The 14,359-nt window shown below is 73.5% G+C and carries 13 protein-coding genes; 5 read left to right on the forward strand and 8 right to left on the reverse strand.

All coding sequences use genetic code 11. From position 1 onward, the window contains the following. Positions 1–30 precede the first annotated feature (30 nt). Together NMQ01_RS08975 and NMQ01_RS08980 are read left to right on the forward strand one after the other, a co-directional pair. On the forward strand, positions 31–1,107 hold the full coding sequence (locus NMQ01_RS08975) for an LLM class flavin-dependent oxidoreductase (RefSeq protein ID WP_255183606.1): 1,077 nt from the start codon (positions 31–33) through the stop codon (positions 1,105–1,107). A 9-nt stretch (positions 1,108–1,116) separates the two neighbouring features. Next, on the forward strand, positions 1,117–1,485 hold the full coding sequence (locus NMQ01_RS08980; RefSeq protein ID WP_255183607.1) for a nuclear transport factor 2 family protein: 369 nt from the start codon (positions 1,117–1,119) through the stop codon (positions 1,483–1,485). Between the two features lie 6 nt (positions 1,486–1,491). Here NMQ01_RS08980 and NMQ01_RS08985 read toward each other — a convergent pair whose 3' ends face one another. After that, entirely contained in the window at positions 1,492–2,907 is a 1,416-nt protein-coding gene (locus NMQ01_RS08985) for a replication-associated recombination protein A (RefSeq protein ID WP_255183608.1), read from the reverse strand. 18 nt (positions 2,908–2,925) lie between these two features. Here NMQ01_RS08985 and NMQ01_RS08990 point away from each other — a divergent pair, with 18 nt between their 5' ends. Genes NMQ01_RS08990 through NMQ01_RS09000 form a run of 3 tightly spaced genes read left to right on the forward strand, consistent with a single transcriptional unit; the run spans position 2,926 to position 5,880 of the window. Next, on the forward strand, positions 2,926–3,702 hold the full coding sequence (locus NMQ01_RS08990; RefSeq protein ID WP_255183609.1) for a GNAT family N-acetyltransferase: 777 nt from the start codon (positions 2,926–2,928) through the stop codon (positions 3,700–3,702). Further along, complete coding sequence (locus NMQ01_RS08995) at positions 3,702–5,414, forward strand: FUSC family protein (RefSeq protein WP_255183610.1); 1,713 nt, start codon at positions 3,702–3,704, stop codon at positions 5,412–5,414. Before NMQ01_RS08990 ends, NMQ01_RS08995 begins: the two co-directional genes overlap by 1 nt. A gap of 1 nt (position 5,415) precedes the next feature. Beyond that, positions 5,416–5,880 (forward strand): NUDIX domain-containing protein, encoded by a 465-nt coding sequence (locus NMQ01_RS09000; protein ID WP_255183611.1) that lies wholly within the window; start codon positions 5,416–5,418, stop codon positions 5,878–5,880. On the opposite strand, the gene NMQ01_RS09005 is transcribed toward NMQ01_RS09000, so the two are convergent. The 7 genes from NMQ01_RS09005 to NMQ01_RS09035 all read right to left on the reverse strand — a co-directional run bounded on the left by NMQ01_RS09005 (position 5,877) and on the right by NMQ01_RS09035 (position 14,344). After that, the gene (locus NMQ01_RS09005; RefSeq protein ID WP_255183612.1) at positions 5,877–6,515 is read right to left on the reverse strand and encodes an HAD family hydrolase; all 639 of its coding nucleotides are present in this window, start codon (positions 6,513–6,515) and stop codon (positions 5,877–5,879) included. The genes NMQ01_RS09000 and NMQ01_RS09005 overlap by 4 nt on opposite strands. A 4-nt stretch (positions 6,516–6,519) precedes the next feature. Continuing rightward, positions 6,520–8,322, reverse strand: coding sequence for an aspartate--tRNA ligase (gene aspS, locus NMQ01_RS09010; protein ID WP_255183613.1), 1,803 nt, complete (start codon positions 8,320–8,322; stop codon positions 6,520–6,522). Positions 8,323–8,414: 92 nt separating this feature from the next. Beyond that, positions 8,415–9,068 carry an NUDIX hydrolase gene (locus NMQ01_RS09015; RefSeq protein ID WP_255183614.1) on the reverse strand — a complete coding sequence of 218 codons (654 nt, stop codon included), beginning with the start codon at positions 9,066–9,068 and terminating at the stop codon, positions 8,415–8,417. Next, the gene (locus tag NMQ01_RS09020; protein WP_303707553.1) at positions 9,068–10,789 is read right to left on the reverse strand and encodes a CTP synthase; all 1,722 of its coding nucleotides are present in this window, start codon (positions 10,787–10,789) and stop codon (positions 9,068–9,070) included. Before NMQ01_RS09020 ends, NMQ01_RS09015 begins: the two co-directional genes overlap by 1 nt. 11 nt (positions 10,790–10,800) lie before the next feature. Next, a complete protein-coding gene (locus tag NMQ01_RS09025; RefSeq protein WP_255183615.1) occupies positions 10,801–11,901 on the reverse strand; it encodes a glycosyltransferase family 4 protein in 1,101 nt (366 codons plus the stop codon). Continuing rightward, positions 11,898–13,523, reverse strand: coding sequence for a murein biosynthesis integral membrane protein MurJ (murJ, locus tag NMQ01_RS09030; protein WP_255183616.1), 1,626 nt, complete (start codon positions 13,521–13,523; stop codon positions 11,898–11,900). The genes NMQ01_RS09025 and murJ overlap by 4 nt, the downstream gene beginning before the upstream one ends. Next, positions 13,520–14,344 carry a hypothetical protein gene (locus tag NMQ01_RS09035; RefSeq protein ID WP_255183617.1) on the reverse strand — a complete coding sequence of 275 codons (825 nt, stop codon included), beginning with the start codon at positions 14,342–14,344 and terminating at the stop codon, positions 13,520–13,522. The genes murJ and NMQ01_RS09035 overlap by 4 nt, the downstream gene beginning before the upstream one ends. Positions 14,345–14,359 lie beyond the last annotated feature (15 nt).

A 14,359-nucleotide genomic window follows, 5' to 3' on the forward strand; every position in this document is an offset into this window, starting at 1 on the left:
CGCGACGACCCCGGCCCTAGATTGATCGTCATGACGATCCAGCCGATCCAGCTCGGTCTCGACACCTTCGGTGACATCGCCCTCGACGCCGACGGGCAACCGCTGCCGGCGGCCACCGTCGTGCGCGAGGTCCTCGCGGAGGGGCAGCTCGCCGATGAGCTCGGCCTCGACGTCTTCGGCGTCGGTGAGCACCACCGCGCCGACTACGCGATCTCCGCGCCCGACACGCTGCTCGCGGGTCTCGCCACGACGACCGAGCGGATCCGTCTCGGCACCTCGGTCACGGTCCTCAGCTCCGACGACCCGATCCGGGTCTTCGAGCGGTTCTCGACGGTCGACGCGCTCTCGCACGGACGCGCCGAGATCACCGTCGGGCGGGGCTCCTTCATCGAGTCCTTCCCGCTCTTCGGTCTCGACCTCGAGGACTACGAGGTGCTCTTCTCGGAGAAGCTCGACCTGCTCGCCCAGGTCCTCACGGAGCAGCCCGTCCGCTGGGAGGGCTCCGTGCGCCCGCCGGTGCAGGTCGACCGCATCATGCCGCCCACCGAGTCCGGGCGCCTCCCCACCTGGGTCGGCGTCGGCGGTACCCCCGCGTCCGTCGTCCGGGCCGCGCGCTACGGGATGCCGATCGTCATCGCGATCATCGGCGGCGCGACGGCGCAGTTCGCCCCGCTCGCCGACCTCTACCGCCGGGCGTGCGACGAGGCCGGCCACCTCGGACTGCCGATCGCGGTCCACTCCCCCGGCCACATCGCCGAGACCGACGAGCAGGCCGCGCAGGAGTACCTGCCGCACTTCGTCGAGCAGATGCGCAAGCTGGGGTCCGAGCGCGGCTGGCCGCCCATGACCGAGGCCCAAGCCCGGGCGCAGTTCTCACCGGAGGGCGCGGTCTACTGCGGGTCCCCCGAGACCGTCGCGCACAAGATCGCCGCGACCCTGCGGGTCCTCGGCGCCACCCGCTTCCAGCTGAAGTACTCCAACGGCCGCCTCCCCCACGACCTGCGGATGTCGTCGATCCGGCTCTACGGCGAGCGGGTCGTCCCGCTGGTGCGCGAGCTGATGGCCGAGGACCGCGACGACGAGGGCGATGTCGGGGCGCCCGCGTAGGTTCTGGCCATGGACGCCACCGAGCTGCTGCGGACCCTGTGCACGACCATCGACGAGCACCGCTGGGAGGACCTCCCGGCGCTGCTGGCGCAGGACTTCACCGTCCACTTCGTGCACACGGGTGAGACCTTCGGCCGGGACGAGTGGGTGCGGCTCAACGCCGACTACCCGGGCTTCGAGCGACTGACGATCGAGGACCTCGTCGGCGCGGGAGACCGGGCCGTCGCCCGCTGCCACGTCACCGGCCGCGACGAGTCCGGCGAGCAGCGGTTCGTCGTCGCCAGCTTCGCGACGTGCGCCGGCGGCCTGATCACCGAGATGACCGAGGTGTGGACCGACGTCGGGGTCACTCCGCCCGAGGCGGCGCGCCCCGCCTGAGACGGCTCAGCCCTTGCCGCGCAGCCGTCCGCGCAGCCACGACCACCGCTCCTGCAGCCGCGCCTCGAAGCCGCGGTCCGTCGGTCGGTAGTAGGAGCGGTCCGCCAGCTCGGCGTGCAGGTCGTCGGGCAGGTACTGCTGGGCCGCGACCCCGTCCGGCTGGTCGTGGGCGTAGACATAGCCCTCGACCTTCGCACCTCCGACCGCTCCCTTCGCCCGGTCCGACGCCTGGGTGTAGCCGGAGCCGCGCAGGTGCGGCGGGACCGCCTGCACCTTGCCGGCCCGCACGTCGGCGACCGCCTCGTTGATGCCCGTGTAGGCCGCGTTGGACTTGGGCGCGAGCGTGTTGTGGACGACCGCCTGGGCGAGGATGATCCGCGCCTCCGGCATGCCGATCTGGGCGACGGCGTGCATCGCCGCGACCGCCGTCTGCAGCGCCGTCGGGTCACCCATGCCGACGTCCTCGGAGGCCGAGATGACGATCCGCCGAGCGATGAAGCGCGGGTCCTCCCCCGCCTCGAGCTGCCGGGCGAGGTAGTGCAGGGCGGCGTCGACGTCCGACCCGCGCATCGACTTGATGAAGGCGGAGGCGACGTCGTAGTGCTGGTCACCGGTGCGGTCGTAGCGCACCGCTGCCCGTGCCACCGCCTGCTCGACCTGCGCGAGGGTGATCGGCGCGGCCTTCGGCGCGTCCGGACCGAAGGGGACGTCGCCGGCGGCCACGCCGGCGGCCGCCTCGAGCGAGGTGAGCGCGCGCCGCGCATCGCCACCGGCGATCGCGACGAGGTGCTCGCGGGCGTCGTCGGCCAGCTCGTAGCCCCCGGCCAGACCGCGCTCGTCGGCGACCGCGGCGTCGAGCACCTCGCCGACCTCCTCACGGGTCAGCGACTCGAGGGTGACGAGGATCGAGCGCGAGAGCAGCGGGGCGATGACCGAGAAGGACGGGTTCTCCGTCGTCGCGGCGACGAGGACCACCTCGCGGTTCTCCACGCCGGGCAGCAGCGCATCCTGCTGCGCCTTGCTGAAGCGGTGGATCTCGTCGAGGAAGAGCACCGTCTGCCGGCCGTACATCGAGCGGTTGGTCGCCGCGCGCTCCATGACCGCCCGCACGTCCTTGACGCCCGCCGTCACCGCCGAGAGCTGGACGAAGTCCCGGTCCGCCGCCGTCGCGACGAGGTGCGCCAGGGTCGTCTTGCCGGTGCCCGGCGGGCCCCAGATGATCGCCGACATCGGGCCCGCCACCGCGTTGACGCTGCCCTCCACGAGCCGCCGCAGCGGCGAGCCGGGGCGCAGCACCTCGCGCTGCCCACGCACCTCGTCGAGGGTGCGCGGACGCATGCGCACGGCCAGCGGCGCGTTGAGATCGGCGCCGGTGGGTTCCGTGTTGTCGTTGGCGGAGGCGAAGAGATCGTCGGAGACCACGAGTGGCACGCTATCCCGGTGAGCAGACACCCCGACCAGACCACCCTCACCGAGGTCCCGATGGACCGCCTGCTCAGCTTCACCGACCAGGACCCGGCCGTGCGCGCCGAGGCCACCCCGACCGTCGACGAGCCCGCGCTCGGGCTGCGCCGCGACGGCCGCTGGGCCGTCGCCTTCGTGCGCCCCACCCACACGCACGGCATCTCCCTCATGCTCCGGGGCGACGCACCCCTCCTTCGTGAGCTCGCGGCGTCCTCCCCCTTCGCCTCGTGGTCGGACCGGGCCCGGGCGAAGGGAGCGAACGCCGTCACCCTGCCGCGCACGGCCGAGGACCTCGGGCTGATCGCCGGCGAGCCCTCGCGCTGGGAGTTCATGTCGACGACCGAGGTGGTCCCGGTGGCCGCGCCCCGCGGGCTCGTCGAGCTGCCGGCCGCCGACCGGGCCGAGATCCAGGCCCTGCTCGACGAGCACAACCCCGGGACCGACGGGCAGCCCTTCGCCCGACCTCGCCAGCGGTGGGTCGGGGTGCGCGACGAGCGCGGCGCCCTCCTCGCCGTCGGCTGCTGCGAGCCGGAGTCCTCCGGAGCCCCCGTCCTCGCCGGCATCACCGTCGTCCCGTCCGCGCGCGGGCTCGGTCTCGGGCGGGCCGTGACCGCCGAGCTGACCCGTGTCGCGGTGGCCGAGCACGGGTGGTCCACGCTCGGCATGTACTCGCGCAACGACCGGGCGCGCGAGATCTACCGTTCACTGGGATACGTCGTGCACGCCGAGTGGAGCAGCGGGAGGTTGGCCTGATGGCCGGAGTGGTCAGCGAGTACCTGCGCCCGCTCGTCGGCTGGAACCCCGGACCGCAGCGCCGCTGGGTCGCCGGGCGAGCCGCGATCGCCGTCGCCCTGCCACTCGTCGGCTTCACTCTCGCCGGTCACGCCCAGCAGGGATTCCTCGCCGGCATGGGCGTCTTCGCCGTGCTCTACGGCGCCTCGGCCCCCGTCCGACGGCGCTTCGTCATCACGCCGCTCGCGGGGTTGGGCCTGCTGGCCTCGATGGCCCTCGGCATCGCCCTCGCCGGTCATGCGGTCCTCGCGATCATCGCGATGGCGCTCGCCGCGACGGTGGCCGCCGTGCTCACCTACACCCTCCAGGTCGGCCCACCCGGGGGCTTCTTCTTCGCGCTCGTCTGCGGGATCGGCAACCTCGCAGCGAGCCACGGCACCCCGGCCACGACCCTCCTCGGCATCGCCGGCACCGGTGTCCTGTCGGCCATCGTGGTCGGCACCTCCGACTTCTGGCTGCGGGCCCACGGCATCGAGGACGCGGCGGTGACCCACGCCGAGCAGGTCGTCGAGGCCTACCTCGAGGAGCGTGACCCGGCTCGGGTCGCGTCCGCCCGCCGCAGCGCGGCCCGGGCACTCAACGACGCGTGGACCGCGGTGACCGACGGCGGCTCCGACGACCGCTTCGGCGGCCGGCTGCAGCGTGTGCACAGTCGATATGCCAGCGCCGTCTCCCGAGCCGTCGACGGACCGGACGCCGAGGTGACCGCCGAGCTCGCGCTGCACGAGGCGGCACGGGTGCGCCAGGTCTCGCTCGGCCGTCCACGCGGCGCGTGGTCCCTGCGGCAGGCCCTGCGCTGGCCCAGCGAAGACCTCCTCGTCGCCGCTCGGGTCGCCGCAGCGACCCTCCTCGCCGGTGGCATCGCGCTGGCCATGGACAACGCCCACGCCTACTGGGCAGCCGCCTTCGCGGTGCTCGTCGTCCACACGGGGGGCACCCGCTCGGTGCAGTTCCACCGGGCCTTCCAGCGCACCATCGGCACCGCCGCCGGTCTGCTCGTCTTCGCCCTGCTCCTGCGGCTCGACCCGGGCCACTGGTGGATCATCGCGATCATCATCGGCTTCCAGCTGCTCGTCGAGCTGCTCATCACACGCAACTACGCGCTTGCCGTCATCTTCCTCACCCCCCTGGCCCTGCAGATCTCCGAGTCGGTGACCGGCATGGACCCCGACACGATCGTCTTCGACCGAGCCGTCGACACCCTCATCGGCGTCGGCGCGGCCGTCGTCGTGCTCGTCGTCTCGAGCCGCCTCGGTCGGCCCGAGCTGCTGCTGCGCGCCCACGCCCGCCGCGTCGTGCTCGCTCTCGACGACGTCCTCGCCGACCTCGCCGAGCGGCGCACGCGCACCGACGAGGGCATGGCCGCGCACCTCGACCACTGCAAGCAGCTCTACGTCGAGCTGCTCGAGTCCGACCGGGTGGCCGCCCGAGCCCACGCCGACGCTCCCGAGGCCGTCGCGCCCTACCGCCGGATGGAGCAGGTGCTCGCTGCGATCGGCTACCAGGTCCTCGGCGCCACGTGGAACCCCCGCGTCCGCGGCCAGAGCGAGGTCATGGCCCAGGCCCGCGAGGCCCTGTCCGGCCTCACCCGCCACCCCGTGACCCGCCACCGCTCGGCCGACGAGATCACCGCCGACCTGCGGCGGGTCCAGACGATCCTGGCCGAGGCCTGACGTGCCGCGCACGAGTGCCGGACTGCTCCCCTTCGTCCGGGGCGAGGGCGGGACGCAGGTTTGGCTCGGCCACATGGGCGGCCCGCTGTGGGCCCGCCGGCCCCGCGGCTGGACCATCGTCAAGGGCGAGGTCGAGCCGGACGAGGACCTGCTCGCCGCCGCCGAGCGGGAGTTCGCCGAGGAGACCGGCGCGACCGCCCCGGACGGACCGCGCCTGCCCCTCGGTCAGGTGCGCCAGTCCGGCGGCAAGGTCGTGCACGCCTGGGCCATCGAGGTGACGAAGGGGGCGGACGTCACACTCGTCGAGAGCAACAGCTTCGAGCTGGAGTGGCCTCCGAGGTCCGGTCGGCGCCAGTCCTTCCCCGAGCTCGACAGGGGCGAGTGGCACGATCTCGACGCCGCCCGAGAGCTCGTCGTCGCCGCCCAGACGGCCTTCCTCGATCGCCTCGAGTCCGCATCTCCCTAAGGTCGTGCGGCCAGGTCGGCCAGCTCGGGCACGAGCGGGGTGAGATCCGCGACGAGTCCCTCGGCGCCGGACTCCGGGTCGTGGAGCACGGCGCGGATCCCGACGGACCGGGCCGCCTCGACATTGGCCGGCACGTCGTCGACGAAGCCCACCTGCTCCCCAGGCAGGCCGAGGTCGTCGAGCACCCGCTCGAAGAAGACCCGGTCGGGCTTCATCGCCCCGATCTCGCTCGAGTAGTAGGAGCCGTCGACGAGGTCGTCGTAACCACGCACCTCGCGCATGTGCTGCACGCGGTGGTCCTGCTGGTTGGTCGCCAGCATGCACGGCACCCCGAGGTCACGCACGGCGGTGAGCACCGCGACCGCCTCGGGGTCGAGGTCGAACTGCTCCCAGATCGAGAGCAGGTCGTCGACCGTCAGCGGGACGTGGCCGGTCTGCTCCTGCTCGAGGCTGAGCATTTCCTCGAGCACCGCGCGCAGCGACCGCTCGCCCCGCAGCGCGGGCAGCTCGGCCTCGAAGACGCGCCTGGCGAAGCCCGGACGCACCGCACCGTCGAGCCGCTCGCGCCAGTCGAAGCGCCCGTGCTGCAGGACGCCGTCGCAGTCCCACAGGAGCACGTCGACCGGCCGGCTCATCGGATCAGGCCCCCGCCTGCTCGTCCTCGTCACGCTTCGGCGTGGCGTCGATGCCCGCCTCCTTGCGCTGCTCCGCGGTGATCGGGGCAGGCGCGTCGGTCAGCGGGTCGTAGCCGCCGCCGGACTTGGGGAAGGCGATGACGTCGCGGATCGAGTCGGCACCGAGCAGGAGCATGCAGATCCGGTCCCAGCCGAAGGCGATGCCGCCGTGCGGCGGGGCGCCGTACTTGAAGGCCTCGAGCAGGAAGCCGAACTTCTCCTGCGCCGACTCCTCGTCCAGGCCCATGACCTTGAAGACGCGCTCCTGCACGTCCTTGCGGTGGATACGGATCGACCCGCCACCGATCTCGTTGCCGTTGCAGACCATGTCGTACGCATAGGCGAGCGCCGGTCCGGGGTCGGTGTCGAAGGTGTCGAGGAACTCCTCCTTCGGGCTGGTGAAGGCGTGGTGGACCGCGGTCCACGCGCCGGCACCGACCGCCACGTCACCGGCGGCGACGGCGTCACCGGCCGGCTCGAAGAGGGGCGCGTCGACGACCCAGAGGAAGGACCACGCGGTCTCGTCGATGAGCTCGCAGCGCTGCGCGATCTCCTGACGGGCAGCACCGAGCAGGGCCCGAGCCGCCTTGGCCTTGTCCGCCGCGAAGAAGATGCAGTCACCGGGAGCCGCGCCGACGTGGGCGGCCAGGCCGGCCTTCTCCTCGTCGGAGATGTTCTTGGCGACCGGCCCACCGAGCTCGCCGTCCTCGCCGACGGTGACATAGGCCAGGCCCTTGGCACCGCGCTGCTTGGCCCACTCCTGCCAGGCGTCGAACTGGCGCCGCGGCTGGCTGGCGCCACCGGGCATGACGACCGCGCCGACGTAGTCGTTCTTGAAGACGCGGAAGGGGGTGTTGGCGAAGTACTCCGTGCAGTCGACGAGCTCGACCCCGAAGCGAAGGTCCGGCTTGTCGGAGCCGTAGCGCTCCATGGCCTCGGCATAGGTCATCCGCGGGAAGGGGGTCGGCAGGTCGACACCGATGGTCGCCCACACGGCCTTGGCGATGGACTCGCCGAGCTCGATGACGTCGTCCTGCTCGACGAAGGACATCTCGATGTCGAGCTGGGTGAACTCCGGCTGCCGGTCGGCGCGGAAGTCCTCGTCGCGGTAGCAGCGGGCGATCTGGTAGTAGCGCTCCATGCCGGCGACCATGAGCAGCTGCTTGAAGAGCTGCGGGCTCTGCGGCAGGGCGTACCACTCGCCCGGCGCCAGGCGGGCCGGCACGAGGAAGTCGCGGGCACCCTCGGGCGTGGAGCGGGTGAGGGTCGGGGTCTCGATCTCGACGAAGTCGCGCTCGGCGAGCACCGAGCGGGCCGCGGCGTTGACCTTGCTGCGCAGGCGCAGACCGGCGCCGGCGCTCGTGGCGCCCGGGCGGCGCAGGTCGAGGTAGCGGTGCTTGAGGCGGGCCTCCTCGCCGACGCTCACGCGCTCGTCGATCTGGAAGGGCAGCGGGGCGGCCTCGGAGAGCACCTCGATGGAGCTGGCGACGACGTCGATCTCGCCGGTCGGCACGTTGGGGTTGACGTCCTTGGGGTCGCGCGGGGCGACCTCGCCGACGACCTTGATGACGTACTCGTTGCGCAGGTCGTGCGCCGCACCCGTGAGCACCTCGTCGCGGGCGACGACCTGGGCGACGCCCGACGCGTCGCGCAGGTCGAGGAAGGCCACGCCACCGTGATCACGACGGCGGCCCACCCAGCCGGTGAGGGTGACGGTCTGGCCGGAGTGCTCGGCACGCAGGGTGCCGGCGTCGTGGGTGCGGAGCACGGGGTGTTCTTCCTTGTCCTTCGGGTCGCCCGGCGGGTCGCGCGGGCCGGTCCATCCTACGGAGCCCGGCGGGTGCCGGGCCAACGGGTTGATCAGCCGGTCGGGCCCTCCCTGCGGCCGGGGTGCTCGGGCCACGGGCTGTCGGCAGGACGAAGGGAGGTCCAGCCGCCCTCTCGGGACGCCCGGGCCGTCATCGTCGCGATGACGAGGGTGGAGTTGTGCAGGTCCCCGGCGAGGACCGCCGCGGCGACCTCGTCGAGGGGGACGCGCCGCTGGAGCAAGTGCGCCTCCTCCCCTTCTCGCTGGTGCCGCTCGCCCTCGGGCACGGGACGCAGCCCCCGCGCGAGGTAGACGCGGATCGCCTCGTCCATGCCACCGGGCGAGGTGAAGTAGTCCACGAGGACCGCCCACTCGTCGGCCGTGACGTCGGCCTCCTCAGCCAGCTCGCGCTGCGCGCCGACGAGCGGGTCCTCACCCGCGATGTCGAGCAGGCCGGCGGGGATCTCCCACTCGTTGGCCGAGACGGGGTGACGGTACTGCCGGATGAGCAGCACGCGGTCCTGCTCATCGAGGGCCAGGACGGCGACGGCACCCGGGTGGTCGACGACCTCGCGCACCAGGGTCTCGCCCTCGAGCTCGAAGGTGTCACGACGCACATCCCAGACCGCGCCCTCGAAGACCACCTCGCTGGAGGTCACCGAGCGGGTGAGCAGCTCGTCGCGCAACGGCACCGTCTCGTCGGCCATCAGGCCTCGACGTCCGCGGTCTCCGCCTCGGCCGCCTCCACCGGCGGCTCGACCTCGACCAGGCGCGCGTCACGCTGGGCCTGCACGGCCGCACCGATGAGCCCGATGAAGAGCGGGTGCGCACGGTCGGGCCGCGACTTGAACTCGGGGTGCGCCTGGGTCGAGACGTAGTAGGGGTGCACCTCGCGTGGGAGCTCGACGAACTCGACGAGCCCGAGCTGCGGGTGGGTGCCGCTCACGACGAGGCCCGCCCGCTCGAGCTGATCGCGGTAGGTGTTGTTGACCTCGTAGCGGTGGCGGTGCCGCTCGGTGACCTGGGTCGACCCGTAGGCCTGCGCGGTGACCGAGCCCTCGCGCAGGTCGGCCGGGTAGGAGCCCAGGCGCATCGTGCCGCCGAGGTCGCCGGCCCCGTCGACGAAGGACTTCTGCTCCTCCATCGTCGCGATGACCGGCGCGCTCGAGGCGGGGTCGAACTCGGTCGAGCTCGCACCCGCGATGCCGGCGACGTTGCGGGCGTACTCGATGACCATGCACTGCAGGCCCAGGCAGATGCCGAGCGTGGGCACCTGCTGCTCGCGAGCCCAGCGCAGCGCACCGAGCTTGCCCTCGATGCCGCGCACGCCGAAGCCGCCCGGCACGAGGACCGCGTCGACCCCGCCGAGGGCCTTGCTCGCCCCGGCCGGCGTCTGGCAGTCGTCGGAGGGCACCCAGCGGATGCGCACCTTGGCGTCGTTGTGGAAGCCACCCGCGCGCAACGCCTCGGTGACCGAGAGGTAGGCGTCGGGCAGGTCGATGTACTTGCCGACGAGCGCGACCTCGACCTCGTGGCGGGGCTGGTGCACGCGCCGCAGCAGGGTGTCCCAGCTGCCCCAGTCGACGTCGGTGAAGTTGAGCCCGAGGCGACGGATGACGAAGGTGTCGAGGTGCTCGCGGTGCAGCACCTTGGGGATGTCGTAGATGCTCGGGGCGTCGACGCACGCAGCGACGCCGTCCTTCTCCACGTCGCACGACATCGAGATCTTGCGCTTGATGTCGGCGGGGATCTCGCGGTCGGCGCGCAGCACGAGCGCGTCGGGCTGGATGCCGACCTGGCGCAGGGCAGCGACGGAGTGCTGCGTCGGCTTGGTCTTCATCTCGCCGCTCGGCGCGATGAAGGGCACGAGCGAGACGTGCAGGAAGAAGCAGTTGTCGCGGCCGAGCTCGTGGCGTACCTGGCGAGCGGCCTCGAGGAAGGGCAGCGACTCGATGTCGCCGACGGTGCCACCGATCTCGGTGATGATGACGTCGGGCGCGCTCGCGTCGTCGACGCCGGGGCTGCCGGCGGCGGGTGCCCGCATCCGCGAGGTGATCTCGTTGGTGATGTGCGGGATGACCTGGACGGTGTCGCCGAGGTACTCGCCCTTGCGCTCGCGGGCGATGACCCGGCTGTAGACCTGACCGGTCGTCACATTGGCGGAGCCGTCGTGGTTGGTGTCGAGGAAGCGCTCGTAGTGCCCGATGTCGAGGTCGGTCTCGGCCCCGTCCTCGGTGACGAAGACCTCACCGTGCTGGAAGGGGTTCATCGTCCCCGGGTCGACGTTGAGGTAGGGATCCAGCTTCTGCATCGTGACCGAGAGGCCACGCGCTCGAAGCAGGTGCCCGAGGCTCGAGGCCGTCAGTCCCTTGCCGAGTGAGGAGACGACTCCTCCGGTCACGAAGATGTGTTTCGTCAGTGCCACCACGGGGTTCCAATCTACGTCACGTGGGCGAGTGCTCGGTAACGCAGCACCCAGCGAGTCGCGCTGGACTCGAGCCCGTCCCAGCCACGCGCCCGCTCCCGGGCGGCCTCCGCGGTGCGCGCCGCCCGCTCGGGATGATGGAGGACCGCCCCGACGGCGTGGGCGAGCGGTCCGGCCGCCTCCGTCTGCGGACCGTCGACGAGCAGCCCGACACCGTCGAGCAGGTCGGGCAGCCCGCCGACCCGGCGGGCGACGACCGGTGTGCCGGCCGCCATCGCCTCCTGCACGACGAGCGCCCGCGCCTCCCACTCGCTCGGCACGACGAGCACGTCGGCGGCGAGCAGCCACGGCGTGACGTCGGCGGCCTCCCCGAGCAGGTGCAGTGCTCCCCCTGTCGTCAGCGTCTCCTGGCCCGGTCCGACGAGCCCCCACGTTCCCGGGGCGCCGTCGGCGGCCGCGGCGAGCACGTCGATGCCCTTCTGCGGGGCGACCCGCGCGATGGTCAGGACGAAGGGGGCACCGCTCACCTCGTGCGCAGCGAGCAGCGCGTCGCGGTGCTTCGCCCGCCACGCCGCGCGGTCGGTGGCGAGCAGCGCCGGCACCCGCGGCGAGGGGACCTCGGCGAGCTCCGCCCGCGAGGCCCCGAGGGCGAGCGCGTCGGTCACGAGGTCGCTGCTCGCGCCGGTCACGAGGTCGGCCCGACGCATGACCGCCCGGGCCGCCAGCCCACCGACGAGCCGACGCGGTGACAGGCCGGCACCACGCACGGGGTTGTGCAGGCTGACGACGAGGGGCACCCGGCCGCCCGGCTCGCCACCTCGTCTGCGGCGGACGGTGGGCGGGGCCGTGGCCGTGGTCGCCACAGCTCCCGTCGCCACAGCCGACACGAGCCCGGCGCGGAAGCCGTGGGCGTGCACGACGTCGGCGCCGCGAGCCAGCTCCCGCACGGCCGCCACGGTGAGCGGCGCCTGCCCCGGTAGGTCGAAGCGCGCCCGCGTCGCGGCATCGGTCGCGACCTGCACCGTGTGCCCGGCGGCGTGCATCGACCGGGCGAGGTCGGCCACGTGGGTGCCGATGCCGCCGGCGGCGGAGGCGAGGCAGAGCAGGACCTTCACCGGGCCACCGCCCGCCCGCGCAACCCGGGCACGCGGGCGCGTGCCGTGGGGTCGATCCACAGCCCGACGAGCAGCACGACGCCCGCGACGACGACGGCGGCCAGCGCGCCGACGAGGGTCGCGGCGAGCGCATCCTCGGGCCAGTGCCCGTGGGCGAGACGGTGCGCCGCCAGCCCGAGCCCGAGGGCGAGGAGGGCCAGGACGAGGGTTCGGGGCAGCCCGGCGAGGGCCGCGGGACCCCAGTCGTGGCGCACCCGCACGAGCAGCCCGGCGCCGGCGACCCACATGCCCAGGGTCATCGCCAGACCGAGGACGACGAGGGTGCGGTGGGCCCCGGCCCCCTCGTCGAGGACGAGCACCGGGACGACCGCGGCGACGAGCCAGCCGAGCGCCATCGTCGCGCCGGCGACGAGCGCCCGCCCACGGGCGTAGAGCGCCCGCAGGGCCACCGCCGCGATGCTGAAGCCGAGCAGGCCGGGCGCCATCGCGGCGAGGGCGTCAGGCATGGCGGCCAACGCATCCGACCCCTCGCCGTGACGATCGATCTGCGCGAAGACCGTGCCGACCGGCGCGGCCGCGGCGACGAGACCGGCGACCGCCGCGGCGGCGAGGACGACGACGGCGCGCAGCGACGCCGCGAGGGTGCCCACGGCACCGGCACGCTGGTCCTCCGGCTCCCCCGCCGTCGCGGCGAGCACCGGGAAGACCGCGGTCGCGACCGGCACCGCCAGCACGGCGTAGGGCAGCAGGTAGAGGGCCTGCACGTAGTTCTGGACGACGAGGCTGCCGTCCCCGCCGGAGCGGTTGGCGACGGCGAGGGTGACGAGCACGCTCAGCTGCTGCGCGACGAGGGCGACGACCCCGGCGCCGGCCAGGGTGCGGGCCCGGGCCGCCGTCCCGGTCGCGAGCCGCCACCGCGGGCGCAGCCTGATGCCGGCGCGTTCGGCGACGACGAGCAGGGGCAGCGAGAGCGCGGCGACGCCGAGGGTCGTGCCGCCACCGAGCAGCAGCAGCTCGCTCGTCGTCACCGCGTCGGGGCGGGTGCCGGGCGGCACGGCGAGGGCCCACAGGACATAGGTGGCGATGACGACGAGGCTCGACAGCAGCGGTGCGAGCGCCGCGGCGAGGAATCTCCGGTGCGCCTGGAGCACCCCGGAGACGACGATGCCGATGCCGTAGAGGAGCACCTGCGGGCTGAAGACGAGCAGCAGCCGGGTGCCGAGCGCCACCGCGCCGTCGACCTCGAGGTCCCCGAGCAGGGCACGACTGGCGAAGGGAGCGGCGAGCGCCACGAGGACGGCGAGCGGCACCAGCACGGCGACGGTGCGGGTGAGCAGTGCGGAGGCGACCTCGTCGGCGCGCTCCCCCTCCGCGCTCCCGAGGCGGCCGGCCACGAGCGGGACGACGACGGCGGCGAGGATGCCGCCGGCGGCGATCTCGTAGACGATGTTGGGCACCGTGTTGACGCTCTGGTAGACCGTGCCGACGCCGGTCGCGCCGACCGCCCACGCGAAGACGAGCCAGCGGGCGAAGCCCACGACCCGCGACAGCGCCGTCACGACGGCCACGGTGCCGGCATCGCGCGCGACGCCTCCCGCGGTGGGCTGCGGTCCGGGCGTCACCGGCGCCGACCCCAGGCGTCGATCTCACGCAGGACGGGCGTCGACTCGATGACCCGGGTGAAGCTCACCCGCTCCGACAGCAGGGTCAGGCCGGTGACGAGCGCAGCGGCCCCGAGCCGGCCACCGGGGGCGAGCCCGCGCACGAGCGCGAGACCGAGCAGGCCACCGAGCGCGTTGGCTCCGCAGTCCCCGAGCATCGACTCCCCCGCCAGGTCCTCGGGCAGCACCCCGCCGCCGACACCGACGAGCCCCGCCGCCAGGGGACGTGCGACAGGCGGCGCGAGCAGCAGCGTCCCCGCGGCCGTGGTCACCTTGAGCGCGCGTCCGGGTCGCAGGTCGAGGAGGTTGACGAGGTTGGCCGTGCCGGCGATGACGACGGTGTCGACGAGCGCGCGGCCCAGCCGTCCCGCCCCGGGGCCGTGGCTCGAAGGGGAGGCCCCCTCGAGCAGCGCGACGCAGGCCGCGGTGGCCCCGAGGCCGACGACCTTGAGGGCACCCGTGGTCACCCGGCCGCTCCGGAGGGCGCCGAGGTGCCCGCGCAGGCCCTTGGTCCCGGTGTCACCGGTGAGGTCGTCCAGCCCCCCGAGCAGACCCGGCGCGACGACGACGATCAGGCTCGACGGCGACGGCGACCCGATGGCGACCGCGAGGGTGGCTGCGCCGACCGAGACCGGTCCCTCGAGCAGGGTGACCGTGGCTCCCGCGTGGTTGTGCCGCTCCCACGGGCGCCGCACGTCGGCGGGCAGACGCCGGGACGCGCGGGTGAGCAGCCGGGCAGCGGCGAGGCCGACGCCGGCGGTGACGAGGGCCCTGGTGGTCACGACGCCTGCGGCTGT

It is taken from the genome of Janibacter sp. CX7, assembly GCF_024362365.1.
Taxonomy (GTDB): Bacteria; Actinomycetota; Actinomycetes; order Actinomycetales; family Dermatophilaceae; genus Janibacter.

Bases quoted from the DNA above. Each gene is read 5' to 3' on its own strand.
- NMQ01_RS08975 (WP_255183606.1), top strand. From the start codon at position 31: ATGACGATCCAGCCGATCCAGCTCGGTCTCGACACCTTCGGTGACATC.
- NMQ01_RS08980 (WP_255183607.1), top strand. From the start codon at position 1,117: ATGGACGCCACCGAGCTGCTGCGGACCCTGTGCACGACCATCGACGAG.
- NMQ01_RS08995 (WP_255183610.1), top strand. From the start codon at position 3,702: ATGGCCGGAGTGGTCAGCGAGTACCTGCGCCCGCTCGTCGGCTGGAAC.
- NMQ01_RS09005 (WP_255183612.1), bottom strand. From the start codon at position 6,515: ATGAGCCGGCCGGTCGACGTGCTCCTGTGGGACTGCGACGGCGTCCTG.
- NMQ01_RS09015 (WP_255183614.1), bottom strand. From the start codon at position 9,068: ATGGCCGACGAGACGGTGCCGTTGCGCGACGAGCTGCTCACCCGCTCG.